The 13,545-nt window shown below is 70.8% G+C and carries 13 protein-coding genes and 1 pseudogene; 3 read left to right on the forward strand and 11 right to left on the reverse strand.

The genetic code is table 11. The features are described from left to right. Positions 1-2: 2 nt before the first annotated feature. Positions 3-1,040 carry a M4 family metallopeptidase gene (locus NYP07_RS06370; protein WP_268148594.1) on the reverse strand — a complete coding sequence of 346 codons (1,038 nt, stop codon included), beginning with the start codon at positions 1,038-1,040 and terminating at the stop codon, positions 3-5. A gap of 154 nt (positions 1,041-1,194) precedes the next feature. Between NYP07_RS06370 and NYP07_RS06375 the strand changes: the two genes are divergently transcribed. After that, positions 1,195-3,417, forward strand: a complete 2,223-nt coding sequence (locus tag NYP07_RS06375; RefSeq protein WP_268148596.1) for a penicillin-binding protein 1A — start codon at positions 1,195-1,197, stop codon at positions 3,415-3,417. On the opposite strand, the gene NYP07_RS06380 is transcribed toward NYP07_RS06375, so the two are convergent. Then, the gene (locus NYP07_RS06380) at positions 3,414-3,776 is read right to left on the reverse strand and encodes a VOC family protein (protein WP_268148598.1); all 363 of its coding nucleotides are present in this window, start codon (positions 3,774-3,776) and stop codon (positions 3,414-3,416) included. The genes NYP07_RS06375 and NYP07_RS06380 overlap by 4 nt on opposite strands. Before the next feature lie 215 nt (positions 3,777-3,991). Here NYP07_RS06380 and NYP07_RS06385 point away from each other — a divergent pair, with 215 nt between their 5' ends. After that, the gene (locus NYP07_RS06385) at positions 3,992-4,687 is read left to right on the forward strand and encodes a hypothetical protein (protein ID WP_268148600.1); all 696 of its coding nucleotides are present in this window, start codon (positions 3,992-3,994) and stop codon (positions 4,685-4,687) included. A 5-nt stretch (positions 4,688-4,692) separates the two neighbouring features. Here NYP07_RS06385 and NYP07_RS06390 read toward each other — a convergent pair whose 3' ends face one another. From NYP07_RS06390 to msrP, 9 genes and pseudogenes are all read right to left on the reverse strand, one after another. Then, complete coding sequence (locus NYP07_RS06390) at positions 4,693-5,223, reverse strand: SRPBCC family protein (protein ID WP_268148602.1); 531 nt, start codon at positions 5,221-5,223, stop codon at positions 4,693-4,695. Between the two features lie 161 nt (positions 5,224-5,384). After that, complete coding sequence (locus NYP07_RS06395) at positions 5,385-5,813, reverse strand: hypothetical protein (protein WP_268148604.1); 429 nt, start codon at positions 5,811-5,813, stop codon at positions 5,385-5,387. A gap of 116 nt (positions 5,814-5,929) precedes the next feature. Further along, entirely contained in the window at positions 5,930-7,339 is a 1,410-nt protein-coding gene (gene glmU / locus NYP07_RS06400; RefSeq protein WP_268148606.1) for a bifunctional UDP-N-acetylglucosamine diphosphorylase/glucosamine-1-phosphate N-acetyltransferase GlmU, read from the reverse strand. Between the two features lie 74 nt (positions 7,340-7,413). Next, the gene (locus tag NYP07_RS06405; protein ID WP_268148608.1) at positions 7,414-8,034 is read right to left on the reverse strand and encodes a DUF4136 domain-containing protein; all 621 of its coding nucleotides are present in this window, start codon (positions 8,032-8,034) and stop codon (positions 7,414-7,416) included. 62 nt (positions 8,035-8,096) lie between these two features. Beyond that, positions 8,097-9,029: a tRNA 2-thiocytidine(32) synthetase TtcA gene (ttcA, locus tag NYP07_RS06410; protein WP_268148610.1), complete on the reverse strand. Its 933-nt coding sequence runs from the start codon at positions 9,027-9,029 to the stop codon at positions 8,097-8,099. 133 nt (positions 9,030-9,162) lie between these two features. Next, on the reverse strand, positions 9,163-9,543 hold the full coding sequence (locus NYP07_RS06415) for a dihydroneopterin aldolase (protein WP_268149009.1): 381 nt from the start codon (positions 9,541-9,543) through the stop codon (positions 9,163-9,165). Between the two features lie 255 nt (positions 9,544-9,798). Further along, a pseudogene (locus NYP07_RS06420) lies at positions 9,799-10,413 on the reverse strand (FAD-dependent oxidoreductase); the annotation flags it as partial. 26 nt (positions 10,414-10,439) lie between these two features. Beyond that, the gene (locus NYP07_RS06425; protein ID WP_268148612.1) at positions 10,440-11,135 is read right to left on the reverse strand and encodes a protein-methionine-sulfoxide reductase heme-binding subunit MsrQ; all 696 of its coding nucleotides are present in this window, start codon (positions 11,133-11,135) and stop codon (positions 10,440-10,442) included. A 2-nt stretch (positions 11,136-11,137) separates the two neighbouring features. Further along, positions 11,138-12,118 (reverse strand): protein-methionine-sulfoxide reductase catalytic subunit MsrP, encoded by a 981-nt coding sequence (gene msrP / locus NYP07_RS06430; protein WP_268148614.1) that lies wholly within the window; start codon positions 12,116-12,118, stop codon positions 11,138-11,140. A gap of 222 nt (positions 12,119-12,340) precedes the next feature. On the opposite strand from msrP, the gene NYP07_RS06435 reads away from it, so the two are divergent. Further along, positions 12,341-13,543 (forward strand): M48 family metalloprotease, encoded by a 1,203-nt coding sequence (locus tag NYP07_RS06435; protein ID WP_268148616.1) that lies wholly within the window; start codon positions 12,341-12,343, stop codon positions 13,541-13,543. Positions 13,544-13,545 lie beyond the last annotated feature (2 nt).

Genomic DNA, 13,545 nt, shown 5'->3' on the forward strand with positions numbered 1-13,545 from the left:
CCTCACAGGCCGACCTTCTTCCAGCCCGCGTCGACGGCCGCGGCCACGGCCGGCTGGGCGCCGTAGTTCTGCGCGGCGAGCTGGCGGGTGCGGGCGGCGAACTGCGGCATGGTCATGTTGGGCTGGGCACCGGAAGTTGTCAGCGCGGCGTACCAGACCTGGCCGATCTTCTCCCAGCTCTTGCCGCCCAGGGTCTTGCAGGCGGTGCAGAAGGCGAGGTTGGGCGGCCCGCTGCTGTAGTGCGGGTCCATGCCGGGCGTGACCTGCGAATACTGAGTGGGCTGGGCCGCCAGGGCCGCCTTGTCGTCGGGCTGGGCCATATTGCGTAGCGCCTTGTAGCCCTTGGCCTTGGCGACCGGGCCCATGATGTCGGCGCCGATCAGCCAGTCGGCCGCGTTGACGTCCTGGTTGGCCTCCCACTGCCGGAACATCGAGCCGAAGCAGTCCGACAGGCTTTCGTTGAGGCCGCCGGCGTCGCCCGCGTAGGCCAGCTGCAGGCTGTGCTGGGTGACGCCGTGGGTGAGCTCGTGGCCGATGACGTCGTTGCCGCCGGTGAAGTCGGTGAAGAGCTTGCCGTCGCCGTCGCCGTAGAGCATCTGCGAGCCGTTCCACATCGCGTTGTTGTAGTTCCGGCCGAAGTGGATGCTGGACATCATCGTCATGCCGGCGTCGTCGATGGAGTTGCGGCCGAACACGGTCTTGTAGAACTTGGCGACGTCGGTGGTCTCGGCGAAGCAGCGCTTGGCGGTCGCGTCCTTGGACGCGCCGGGGCTGGCCACCGGCGCGCCCGGCAGCGTCTGGGTGTGCTTGCAGTCGTAGACGGTGATCTTGGGCGCGGCGGCCAGCTGCACGAGGTGGGAGCCGGTCTCGTGGGCCAGCTGCGTCAGCGCGGCGGCCTGGCTGCGCAAGGCGCGCAGGCCGTCGCTCATGCGGGCGCTGTCGCGCGCGGCCTGACGCAGCTCGGTGGCGAGCTTCTTGTCGCCGGCCAGACGTTCGAGCACGTCCTTGGGCACGATGTGGCAGGTGCAGGTCATCCGCATGGCGGGCTCCTTGGGCGAAGGCGGTGCCCCGCAGCTTAGACAGCATCACCGCGCCGGGGCGCCCCTAGGCTTGGGGGCGCGGGCCGGGGCATCCTCAAGGCGTAGCGCGCGGCTTGCGCTGAGCTGTCGGCGCACTCCGCCTACGATGCGCGCCATGCTGAAGCTCCTCGTCCAACGCCCCTGGCTGGGCGCCCTCGTCGCCGCGCCGCTGCTGGCGCTGCTGCTCGGCGCCATCGTCGCGACCTTCGTCTGGGCCCAGCTGCCCGAGCTCGATGCGCTGACCGACTACCAGCCCCACCGGCCGCTGCGCGTGCTCAGCGAGGACGGCCAGCTGATCGGCGAGTTCGGCGCCGAGCGGCGCCGCTTCGTGCCGTTGAAGGACATCCCGAAGCCGCTGCAGGACGCGCTGCTGGCCGTCGAGGACAGCGACTTCTACAAGCACTCGGGCATCGACTTCGGCGGCATCCTGCGCGCCTTCGGCCACAACCTGCTGCACCCGACGCGGCTGCAGGGCGCGTCCACGATCACGCAGCAGCTGGCCCGCAACATCTACCTGAGCAACCGCCAGACGCTGTGGCGCAAGGCCCAGGAGGCGCTGCTGGCGATCAAGATCGAGAACAACCTCGGCAAGGAGCAGATCCTCGAGATCTACATGAACCAGATCGCGCTGGGCAACAAGGCCTATGGCTTCGGCGCCGCGGCCGAGCGCTACTTCGGCAAGCCGCTGGACAGGCTGGACGTCGGCGAGATCGCCATGCTCGTCGGCCTGCCCAAGGACCCCAACAAGCTCAACCCCGTGCTCTACCCCGAGCGCGCCACGCGCCGCCAGCATGTCGTGCTCGGGCGGCTGCAGGCAGTGGGGCTGATCAGCGCCGAGCAGGCCCGGGCCGCGCACGACAGGCCGCTGGACGTGCGCCGGCCCAGGCGCCTGGCCGGCGTGGCCGACCACGCGGCCGAGCAGGTGCGCGCCGAGATGGTCACGCGCTACGGCGAGGAGGCCTACACGCGCGGCCTGACGGTCACCACGACGCTGCGCTATGCCGAGCAGGCGGCGGCCCAGGAGGCGCTGCGCCACGCGCTGTTCGAGCTGGAGCGCCGCCAGCCCTGGCGCGGCCCGGAGGCGACGCTGAACCTGCCCGACGGCGGCGACGAGCTCGACGACGCGTTGGACGCCGCCTTCGAGGCCCACCCCGACCTCGGCGAGCTGAAGACGGCCGTGCTGCTCGAAGCGACCAAGACCGCGGCCGGGCTGGTGCTGGCCGACGGCCAGGAGATCACGCTCAAGGGCGCCGCGCTGCGCTCGCTGCAGAACGCCAGGCGCGGCGCGGTGCTGCGCGTGCTGGAGTCCGGCAAGGGCAACTGGGCGCTGAGCCAGGTGCCGCAGGCCGAGGGCGCCGTCGTCACGCTGGACCCGGCCAGCGGCGCGATCCGCGCACTGGTGGGCGGCTTCGACTTCGCGCGCAACCAGTTCAACTCGGCCACCCAGGCCTACCGCCAGCCGGGCTCGGCCTTCAAGCCCTTCGTCTACTCGGCGCTGATCGACCAGGGCGCCTGGGCCGGCACGCGGGTCAGCGACCAGCCCTTCGAGCAGGGCGACTGGGCGCCGCGCAACTACGACGGCCAGTACGAGGAGGCGCTGACGCTGCGCCAGGCGCTGGCCAAGTCCAAGAACATGGTCACCATCCGCCTCGTGCAGGCCATCGGCCCGCAGCGCGCCCGCGCCTGGGCCGCGCGCTTCGGCTTCGACGAGGCCAAGCAGCCGCTGAACCTGACGCTGGCCCTGGGCACCGGCTCCGTCACGCCGCTGCAGATGGCCCAGGGCTATGCGGCCTTCGCCAACGCCGGCCAGCTTCCGACGGCCTGGCTCGTCGACCATGTGCAGGACGCCCAGGGCATCGTGCTGTGGAAGGCCGACCCGCCCAAGCCCAGGGCGGCCGTCAGCGCGCGCAATGCCTTCATGACCTCGCAGCTGCTGGCCGCCGTCACGCGCGAGGGCACCGGCGCGCGCGCCAGCGCGATGCTCGGCCGCTGGGACCTCTACGGCAAGACGGGCACGACCAATGACGCGGTGGACGCCTGGTTCTGCGGCTTCCAGGCCACGCGTGCCGGTGCGGTCTGGATCGGCTACCCGCAGCCCAAGTCCCTCGGCGAGCGCGAGAGCGGCGGCGGCCTGGCCCTGCCGGTCTGGGCCGCGACGATGGCCGTGGCGCTGCGCGGCCAGCCCAGCGCGCCGCTGGCGCCGCCCGGCGAAGGCCTGGTGCAGCGCGACGGCGACTGGTTCTACGAGGAGTTCGCGGGCGACCTCGCCATCGCCCGGATCGGCCTGCCGGCCGTGGACCCGGCGGCTTCGGCCGCGTCCGCGAGCGACAAGCCCTAGGCTGCGGGCGGCTCCCAGAGCTCGACCTTGTTGCCGTCGAGGTCCAGCACCCAGCCGAAGCTGCCGTACTCCGAGTCCTGCGGCTCGCCGACGACCCGGCAGCCCTCGCTGCGCAGCGCGGCGATCAGGCCGTGCAGGTCGGCGACACGGAAGTTCACCATGAAGGGCGCGTCGCTCGGCGCGAAGTAGCCGGTGTCGGCCTTGAAGGGCGTCCACATCGTCGGGCCGGTGCTGCCCGGGAGCTTGGCGCCGCCCCAGGCCTGCACCTCCAGGCCGAGGTGCACGCGGTACCACTCGGTCAGCGCCTTGGGGTCGGGCGACTTGAAGAAGATGCCGCCGATGCCGGTGACTCGTTTCATGAGGGCCTCCTGAGGAGCGGCGATTTCAGCACGAACCGCGCGCGAACCCGCCTCGCCGGCGGCATGGCCGGATCGCACTGCAGCGGGCGGCGGCGTGCCGTGGAGGTAACAGTCTGTTGGCCCGCGCGCCGCCCGTCGCCGGCGCTTGCAATTCCCTCGGAGCCCGGCGGGCCGCGCCGCTAGAGTGCGTCTCCCAGCCACTGCCGAGGCCCGCCATGCCGAAATCCACCGCCATCGCGATGACGCTGTTCGCGCTGCTGGCCGCCGGCTGCGCCACGGTGCGCGAGGCCTCGCGTGCGATGCGAGAGGAGCGCATGGCCCAGCCGCCGTCGGTGGCCGGCGTGGCGGAGGAAAAGTTTGGCAGGCCGGCCTGGGGGCGCCAGGGCGAGTTCTCACTGAACGGCCAGCGTGTGCACTATGAGCGCGGGGCGGAGCGCCTCGCGTTGTTCGAGCCCCTACCCGCCAAGCTGCAGACGGCGCTGCGCTTCAGCTGGGCCGGCCCGGCGGGCGAAAGCTCGACCGTCTGCGAGGCCTGGACACCCGAGACCAGCGCCAACGGCCGCCTGACCGACAGCAAGCCCTGGGTGCTGAGCTGCCGATGGGGCAGCGGGCCGGCGGCGATGCTGCAGATCGGCGAGGGCCAGATGCGGCGCGGCAAGCTCAGCCGTGAAGGCGCCTACCGCCGCGGCGAGCTGACCGTGGGGCTGCGTTCGACCCATCTGTACGAGGGCCGCGCCCAGCCGCAGACAGCGGCGGTGGGCTACGAGATGCTGCACCAGGGCGCGGTGGTCGGCAGCCTGGACCTGAGCGGTCCGGTGCCGCGGCTGCGCCGGCCCGACCCGGCCACGCCGCTGGGGCGTGCGGTCACCGAAGCGGCGCTTGCCTTGGCGCTGGTGTCCGAGCCCGGCTGAGACGATCAGCCTTTTTCGGCGAGGGCCTTCAGGTGGGCCAGACCGGCGTCGAAGTCCGGCCCGACCATCTTGTTCATGAACAGGCCCATCCAGCGGTAGATCGGGTTGCGGCCCATGTCGCCGTCCATCGTCCAGGTGACCTGGGTGCCGCCGCCGTTGGGGTCGAGGCGGAACTCGCCGGTCGACGTGGTGCCGAAGTCCGGGAAGAAGAGCTCGTAGCCCAGGCGCCTGGGCGCCTCGGCGGTCGTGAAGCTCATGCGGCCGTCGCCCTGGCTCTTGCTCTTCCAGGCCCAGACGGCGCCGGCACCCGAGGCCGCGCCGCTGTACTCGATGGCCATGGCCGGGTCGCGCCGGTTCCAGGCGCTCCACTGCTTCCAGCCGCGCGGGTCGGCGATCAGCGCATAGACCTTGTCGGGCGCGGCTTCGATGGTGGTCGTGCGGCTGACCGTGAACTTGGGCGACAGCAGCAGGCCGCCCGCGCACAGCAGCACGATCAGCGCGACGACGGCGATCAGCAGGATCTTGAGCGCTTTCATCGGGAGTCTCCCGGGGGTTGGGGTGGCCGCACTGTGGGCGCCGCCCGGCGGCCACACAATCCGCACAAATCCCTGCCGCCCGCGGCCAAGCTGCCCCGGACGGCGCACCCTGAAACGACAAGGGCGCCCGACGGGCGCCCTTGTCAAGGCCGGCGCGGCACTCAGTGGCAGAACTGGGTGCGGGCCGGCGCCAGCTCGGCGCCGATCAGTGCCTCCTCGGTCACGTCGCGGGCGGCCTCCAGTTGCAGGCAGAGCTCGGAGATGCCGTCGTCGCGGCCGCCGACGACCTCGGGCAGCGGCGCGCTGGCGACGTCGGCGGGCAGGTCGGCGAGGGCACCGATCAGCTGGAACAGCAGTTCCAGGCTGGCTTCGCCGTCCTGGGGCAGGTCGCGCGCGGCGCCGAGGCTGCGGGCCAGGTACCAGCAGGCTTCGGCGGCGTTGTCGCAGGCCTGGGCCTTCAGTTCCAGCGCGTGGTTGCGGGCCGCGGCCTCTTCGCGCTGCTGCTGCGCCTGGGCGACCTCGTAGGCGCCGAGGTCGGCCGGGACGGCGTCGTCGAGCGAGAGCGCGGCAAAGTCGAGTTCGTGGGCCATGGGGTCAACGGTTCTGGGGGCAGGGGCATCCTAACGGCGGGCCGGCCGGGTGGCGGTCCCCTCATCCCGGGCGTTGCGGTGCAAACGCCGGAACTAAGTCACGCGAGGGGGGCAATTCAACGCTTCTTGGCCGGGCGGATCCAGCCCGTCAGCGCGACCTGTTTGCCGCGCGCCACGGCGAGGTCGCCGGGGTTGACGTCCTTGGTGATCGTCGACCCGCCACCGATGGTGGCACCTTTGCCGAGCGTGACCGGCGCGACCAGCACGCAGTTGGAGCCGACATGGACGTCGTCGCCGATGGTCGTGCGGTGCTTGTTGGCGCCGTCGTAGTTGGCCGTGATGGCGCCGGCGCCGTAGTTGACGCGCTCGCCCACCGTCGCGTCGCCGAGGTAGGCGAGGTGGTTGGCCTTGGCGCCTTTTGCGAGCGTCGAGTTCTTGACCTCGACGAAGTTGCCGATGTGGACATCCGCGCCGAGCTGGGCGCCGGGGCGCAGGCGGGCGAAGGGGCCGATCAGCGCGCCCGCGCCGACGCTGGCGCCGCCGGGCTTCTCGCCGTCGATGTGGCTGAACTCGTGGATGCGCGCGCCGGCCGCGATCTTCGCGTTGCGGATCACGCAGTTGGCGCCGATGCGCACACCGTCGCCCAGCTCGACTTCGCCCTCGAAGACGCAGTTCACGTCGATCTCGACGTCCTGGCCGTGGGTCAGCGTGCCGCGCAGGTCGAAGCGGGCCGGGTCGGCCAGGCGCATGCCGGCGTGCATCAGGTCCTCGGCCTGGGCGGCCTGGAAGGCGCGCTCCAGCTGCGCGAGCTGCACCGGGTCGTTGACGCCCAGCACCTCGGTCTCGCTCGAGGCCTTGATGCCCAGCACTGGCAGGCCCTCGGCGACGGCCATCGCGACGATGTCGGTCAGGTAATACTCGCCCTGGGCGTTGTTGTTGCTCAGCTGGCCGACCCAGCGCTTCAGCGCGGCCGTGGGCGCGGCCATCATGCCGCTGTAGCCCTCGTGGATGAGGCGCTGCTCGGGCGTGGCGTCCTTGTGCTCGACGATGGCCAGCACGCCGTCGTCGTCGGGGTCGCGCAGGATGCGGCCGTAGCCGCTGGGGTCGAAGAGGTCGACCGTCAGCAGCACCAGCGCGTGGCCGGCGCAGGCGTCGATCAGGGCCTTGGCCGTGGCCGTCTCGATCAGCGGCACGTCGCCATTGAGGATCAGCGTCGTGCCTTCGCCGACGAGGGCCGGCACGGCCTGCTGGATGGCGTGGCCGGTGCCGAGCTGGGGCATCTGGCGCACGAAGCCGATGCCACCCGCGGCTTGCGCCGCGGTTCCGATGTCTGCGGCAACGGCCGCCTCGACCAACTCGGCGCCGTGGCCGGTGATGACGATGCGGGCGGCGGCGTGCAGCGGCTCGCAGCTCTTCAGCACATGGGCCAGCAGCGAGCGCCCGGCGAGCTTGTGCAACACCTTGGGCGTTGCGGACTTCATGCGGGTGCCCTTGCCCGCCGCCATGATCACGATGTTGAGCGCCATGCCTGCCTTGCGACTACGTTTTGACGAAGTCGCGATTATGGGCAGGCCGTGTGACGCCGGCCTTGAAAAGCTGCCTAGCGGGCGACCTGTACGCTGACGCGGTGGGACTTCGGGTCCACCTTGGGGAAGTCGGCCAGCGCGGCCTCGAACAGCGCGCCGATCATGGACTCGCCACCCGCGGTGATGCCCTCGTTGCTGGCATGCGCCTCGAACAGCGCTTCGCCGCTGGCGCGGTCGCGCATCAGCACGGCCACGGCGCGGTCGTAGCGGCGGTCGAAGAAGGGGTCGTTGCGCCAGCCCCAGCCGCCCCAGCCGCCATAGCCGTAGCGCGGCGAGAGCAGCCGGCCGCGCCAGCGCCACCACAGCGGGTCGTCCCAGGGCACGGGGTCGTAGGCGGTGACGCGGGCGCCCAGCGTGACCAGCACGTCGGCGCTCCTGGCATCGGCCGCGGGCTTGAAGCCGGCCTTCTCGAGCGCGGCCCTGGCGGCGTCTTCGAGCGTGATCTCGCGCTTGCTGGCTTCCTCGTTGTGCTGCTGGGAGGGCAGGCGCTCGAAGGCGTAGCTGCCGGGCTTGCGCTCGGCCGGCCAGTTGCCATAACTGGATACGTCGGCGGAGACCATATAGGGCCCGGTGCAGGCGGCGAGCGCGGCGACGGCCAGCGCCGTGGCGGTGGAGAGGATCAGGCGGCGGTTCATGGCGGCACCTCCATGGAATGACATGCCGCCATTCTGGCCCGCCGACGTTGCCCCCGTGTAAATCAGCGTTGCAGCGTGATCACCGAACTCGCGGGGGACGGCGTTGCGCAAGATTCATCGTCGTCGAAGGCGATGTCCCCGCCCGCGTCGGCGACGCCGGTGGCCTGGATGGTCTCGAAGGGGAAGAGCTTCTTGTCCATCATGTGCGAGGGCACGATGCTGCCCATGGCCGTGAAGATGTTGTCGATGCGGCCCGGGTAGCGCTTCTCCCATTCGTTGATCATGGCCTTGACCTGCACGCGCTGCAGGTTCTCCTGGCTGCCGCAGAGGTTGCACGGGATGATGGGGAACTCGCGGTGCTCGGCCCAGCGCACGAGGTCGGGCTCCTTCACGTAGGCCAGCGGGCGGATGACGACGTTCCTGCCGTCGTCGCTGACGAGCTTGGGCGGCATGCCCTTGATGCGGCTGCCGAAGAACATGTTCAGGAACAGCGTCGTGACGATGTCGTCGCGGTGGTGGCCCAGCGCGATCTTGGTGGCGCCCAGCTCGCCGGCCACGCGGTAGAGGATGCCGCGGCGCAGGCGCGAGCACAGGCTGCAGGTCGTCTTGCCCTCGGGGATGAGCTTCTTGACGATGGAATAGGTGTCCTGGCTCTCGATGTGGAAGTCCACGCCGCGCGAACGCAGGTAGTTGGGCAGCACGTCCTCGGGGAAGCCGGGCTGCTTCTGGTCGAGGTTGACGGCGACGAGGCTGAACTTGATGGGCGCGCGCTGCTGCAGGTTGAGCAGGATGTCCAGCATCGCGTAGCTGTCCTTGCCGCCGGACAGGCAGACCATGACCTTGTCGCCGTCTTCGATCATGTTGAAGTCGGTGATGGCCTGGCCGACCTGGCGGTGCAGGCGCTTGGACAGCTTGTTGATCTCAAAGGCGGCCTTTTTCTCGGCGGCGAGGGCTTCGGCGGCAGCCTGATCGTGGTCGATGACGTCTGTATTCATGGCAGTCGTTGAAGTCAATTGGGGAGGCTGGCGCAGCGCGCCGCCGATTCATCCAGCGGCTGCCGTGGAACCGGCTTTGCCGGGCCACTGGCAGCGCCCCCTTGAGGGGGCACGCGAAGCGTGTAGGGGGTGGTCACCATTGCCCGGTTTCGGAGCTGACTGCGACTTCGCAGTCCGGGAAGATTTCAAGCTTGGTCAGCTTCACGCGCACGCCGACGACGCCGGTGAGGCTCATCAGGCGGTTGCTGAGCTTGCCCACCAGCGCCTCGACGAGGTCGGTGTGCTCGACGGTGCACTCGTCGATGATGGCGGCGCGGATGCGGCGGTAGTCCAGCACGCGGCCGATGTCGGCGTCGCGCGCGACGATGGGTAGGGCACCGAGGTTGACCTCGGCATCGACCTGGATGGGCTGCGGGCCGCTGCGCTCGAAATCGAGGATGCCCAGATTCGCGTCGAAGCGCAGGCCCTGCAGATGGATGACCTGGCGGTTGTTGAAGCGTTGCGGCGCGGCCATGGCCGCCTCGGGGCGCAGGGCCTGCTCGATGAGCTTGGCGGCCTGCACGCCGTCGGCCAGCGCCGTCTGCACGCAGGGGTGCCAGCGGCCGCTGGCGTCGCCGGCCACGAAGGCGTGCGGGCGGTCGTGCTCGCTGAGCAGCGCGAAGGCCGAGGGCTCGGGCTCGAAGCCCAGCAGCGCGGCGACCATGTCGAAGCGCTCGTCGCCGACGCTCACGCCGCTGTCGCCGGGCCGCAGCGCGTCGGGCAGCGGCGTGGACAGGCGCAGCCGGATGCGCGGATGCGCCTCGGCGCGCGACGCGAGGTGGGCCTGGGCGCGCCAGCTGCCGCGGGCCCACAGCGTCACGTCGAAGCCGCGGTCGGCCAGGAAGAGGGCGTTCTCGGCCGCGTTGTCGCCGGCGCCCAGCAGCAGCGCGCGGCCGGGCGGCAGCATGTCGCGGCGGGCGGTCAGCGAGGTGGCGTCCAGCACGCGCGGGTGGGGCACGGCGAAGTAGCGCGCCGGCCGCAGCAGCCGCAGGCCGGTGGCCACGAGCAGGGCGCGCGCCTGCACATGCTCGCCGGTGGCCAGCTGCAGCGTCCAGGCGCCGGCCGCGTGGCGGGCCGACTCCGCCCGTGTGCCCAGGCGCAGCGCAACGCCGGCCGTGGATTCGATCTGGCGGGCGTAGTGCAGGGCCAGGTCGGCCAGCGCGGCGGCGGGCTGGCCCAGCACCCAGTCCTGGCGGAAGTCCAGTCCGCGCAGCGCGGCGCACAGCTGCGGCTCGCGCTCGACCAGCAGCACCGACAGCCCCAGCTGCGCGAGCCACGAAGCGGCGCTGCAGCCCGCGGGGCCGCCGCCGAGGATGGCAACGTCGATGGAGGTGGAGTCGGGCATGGGCGCGGCCGAAGCAAAGCCGCCGATTATCCCAGCCGGGGCTTTTTCCCCCGCAAGCGCCGGTAGACCCGCCACCCCAGCAGCGCGGCAAGGATCACGCCGTAGACGGCCGGCTCGGCGAAGTTGTGCTTGCCGGCGCGCATCCAGATGAAGTGCATCAGCGCGATGACGGAGATCGCATAGACCGCCTTGTGCAGGGCCTGCCAGCGCTTCGCGCCGAGAAGCCGGATGGCCCTGTTGAAGCTGGTGGCCGCCAGCGGCAGCAGCAGCAGCCAGGCCGTGAAGCCCATCAGGATGAAGGGCCGCTTGGCGATGTCGCGGCCGATGTCGCCGAAGTCCAGCCCCATGTCCAGCCAGCCGTAGGCCAGCAGGTGCAGGCTGGCGTAGCTGAACGTGAACAGGCCCAGCATGCGCCGAAAGCGCGCCAGTGCGGCCAGGCCGCTCAGCTCGCGCAGCGGCGTGATGGCCAGCGCGATCATGAGGCCGCGCAGCGTCCAGTCGCCCAGGCGGCGGATCAGCGCCTCGGCGGGGTTGGCGCCGAGCTGGTTGGCGAAGGCACCGTAGACCAGCCAGGCCAGCGGCAGCAGGCAGGCGATGAACAGCAGCGGCTTGGCGGCACGGCTGAGTAATGCCGCCTGGACGAGGCCTCGCGCCGTCCGGCCCCCGGAGGGTGCGGGCAGGCTGGCGCTGGCCTGGGGAGCTGTCGAGAGCAGCAGCTTCATCGTCAGTAGAAGCGCTTCAGGTCCATGCCGGCATAGAGCTGCCCGACCTGGGCCTCGTAGCCGTTGAACATCAGCGTGGGGCGCTTCTTCGAGAACAGGCCGTCCTCGCCGATGCGGCGCTCGGCCGCCTGGCTCCAGCGCGGGTGGGGCACGCTGGGGTTCACGTTGGAGTAGAAGCCGTACTCCTGCTGCGCCGCCTTGGTCCAGCTGGACATGGGCTCCTTCTCGACGAAGCGGATCTTGACGATGCTCTTTGCCGACTTGAAGCCGTACTTCCACGGCAGGGCCAGGCGCAGCGGTGCGCCGTTCTGGTTGGGCAGCATTTCGCCGTACATGCCGAACACCAGCATCGCCAGCGGGTGCATGGCCTCGTCGATGCGCAGGCCCTCGACATAGGGCCAGTCCAGCACGCCCGAGCGCACGCCGGGCATCTGCGACCTGTCGGCCAGGCTGGTGAACTCGACGTATTTGGCCTTGGACGTGGGCTGGGCCTGCTTGAGCAGTTCGGCCAGCGAATAGCCCGTCCACGGGATCACCATGCTCCAGCCTTCGACGCAGCGCAGCCGGTACAGGCGCTCCTCCATCGGCGCGAGCTTCAGCAGGGCCTCGATGTCGAAGCGGCCGGGCCTGCCGCATTCGCCCTCGATGCTGACCGTCCAGGGGCGCGTCTTCAGCGTGTGGGCATGCTCGGTGGGGTCGGCCTTGTCGGTGCCGAACTCGTAGAAGTTGTTGTACGAGGTCGCGTCGGCGTAGCTGGTGGGCCTGTCCATCACGAAGGCGCCGGCCACGGCCGAGCGCGCGCCGGGTAGCCTGGGCAGCTTGCCGCCGCCGGGTGCTGCGGGCTGGGCCAGGGCCAGCGGCGATGCGGCCGCGAGGCTCAGCGCGGCCAGGGCCTCGCGCCGTGTCGGGCGGTTCAGATAGGCCGAGCGCGGCGTGATCTCGCTGGGCAGCGGGTCGTGAAGGGCGGAGGTTCGGATCAGCATGAGGCTCTCAGGGCGGTGGGGCTGACCTGTCGGTCGGCCGGGGACGGGCACAACTTACACCCGCAGGGCTGGCGGTGCCTGAGGTCATCAAGAATCCCGACCCGCGCGCCGGTGCTGCCAAGTGGGCGCCGTGCATGGGTTTTCACGCTGTTCGCGGTGGGGCCGGGTCGGCAGACTGCGCGGTCCGCTTCATAGAGCTTTACAAGACAGGGAGAGAAGATGATGAAGGAATGGGTCTGCTCGCGTGAGCGCACGCTGGGCGCGGTGTTGCTGGTGCTGGGCGTGCTGGTCTGGCTGGGCCTGATCGTCGGCACCTTCGGCGTCATGCTGATCGTGCTGCTGTTCGGTTTCGTGGCCTATGTGTTTGCGCAGTCGGCCCTGGTGGCCCATGTGCGCGGCAATGGCGTGCAGCTGGGGGCCGAGCAGTTCCCGGACCTGCATGGGCAATTCGTGAGCTGCTGCGAGAAGCTCGGCCTGGACAAGCAGCCCGAGGCCTATGTGCTGCAGGGCGGCGGCATGCTGAATGCCTTCGCGGCCCAGTTCCTGGGCCACCGTTTCGTCGTGCTGCTGTCGGGCGTCGTCGACGCGATGCAGGCTCACCCCGACGGCGTGCGCTTCTATGTCGGCCATGAGCTCGGCCATCTGCGGCGCGGCCATGCCGTCGGCGGCCTGCTGCGCATGCCGGTGCTGTGGCTGCCGCTGATCGGCGGGGCCTATGCGCGGGCCAAGGAGACGAGCTGCGACCTGCACGGCCTGGCCTGCAGCAGCTCCGGCGAGTCGGCCGCGCGGGCCCTCGCGGCGCTGGCCAGCGGCCCGCAGCGCTGGCAGCAGATGGACATGAAGGTCTTCGCGCGCCAGTCCCGCCACGGCGCGGGCTTCTGGATGTCCTTCCACGAGCTGGCCTCGGGCTACCCCTGGCTGACCAAGCGCGTCGCCCGCGTGATGGGCGCCAACCGACTGCCGGGCCGCAACCCGCTGGCCTATGTGCTGGCCGCCTTCGTGCCCTATGCCGGCCGGCTGGGCGGAGGCTTCGGGCTGCTGCTGATGGTCTATCTGATCGGCGTGCTGGCCGCGGTGGCCATCCCGCAGTACCAGGCCTACACGATCAAGGCCAAGCTGGTGCAGGCGGTGCAGGCCTCGAACGGCGCGCGCGAGGCGCTGGCGCAGCAGTATCTGCAGAGCGGGCAGATCCCCGAGTCCCTGGCCGCTGCGGGGCTGCCCGAGATGGCGGCCGACGGCAGCCGCCTGAGCCTGGACGCCGAAGGCATGGTGCTCACGGTGCAGACGCCGCGCGGCGCCCTCGTCTTCACGCCGCATCGCGACGAGAAGGGCGGCCTGGGCTGGGAATGCGCGGGCCGGACGCCGCTGACGGCCCAGCAGCTGCCGGCGGGTTGCATGGTGGCTGAAGGCACCGGCAAGTTCTAGAA

The sequence above is a fragment of the Pelomonas aquatica genome (genome assembly GCF_026712205.1).
Classification (GTDB): Bacteria; Pseudomonadota; Gammaproteobacteria; order Burkholderiales; family Burkholderiaceae_C; genus Pelomonas; species Pelomonas aquatica.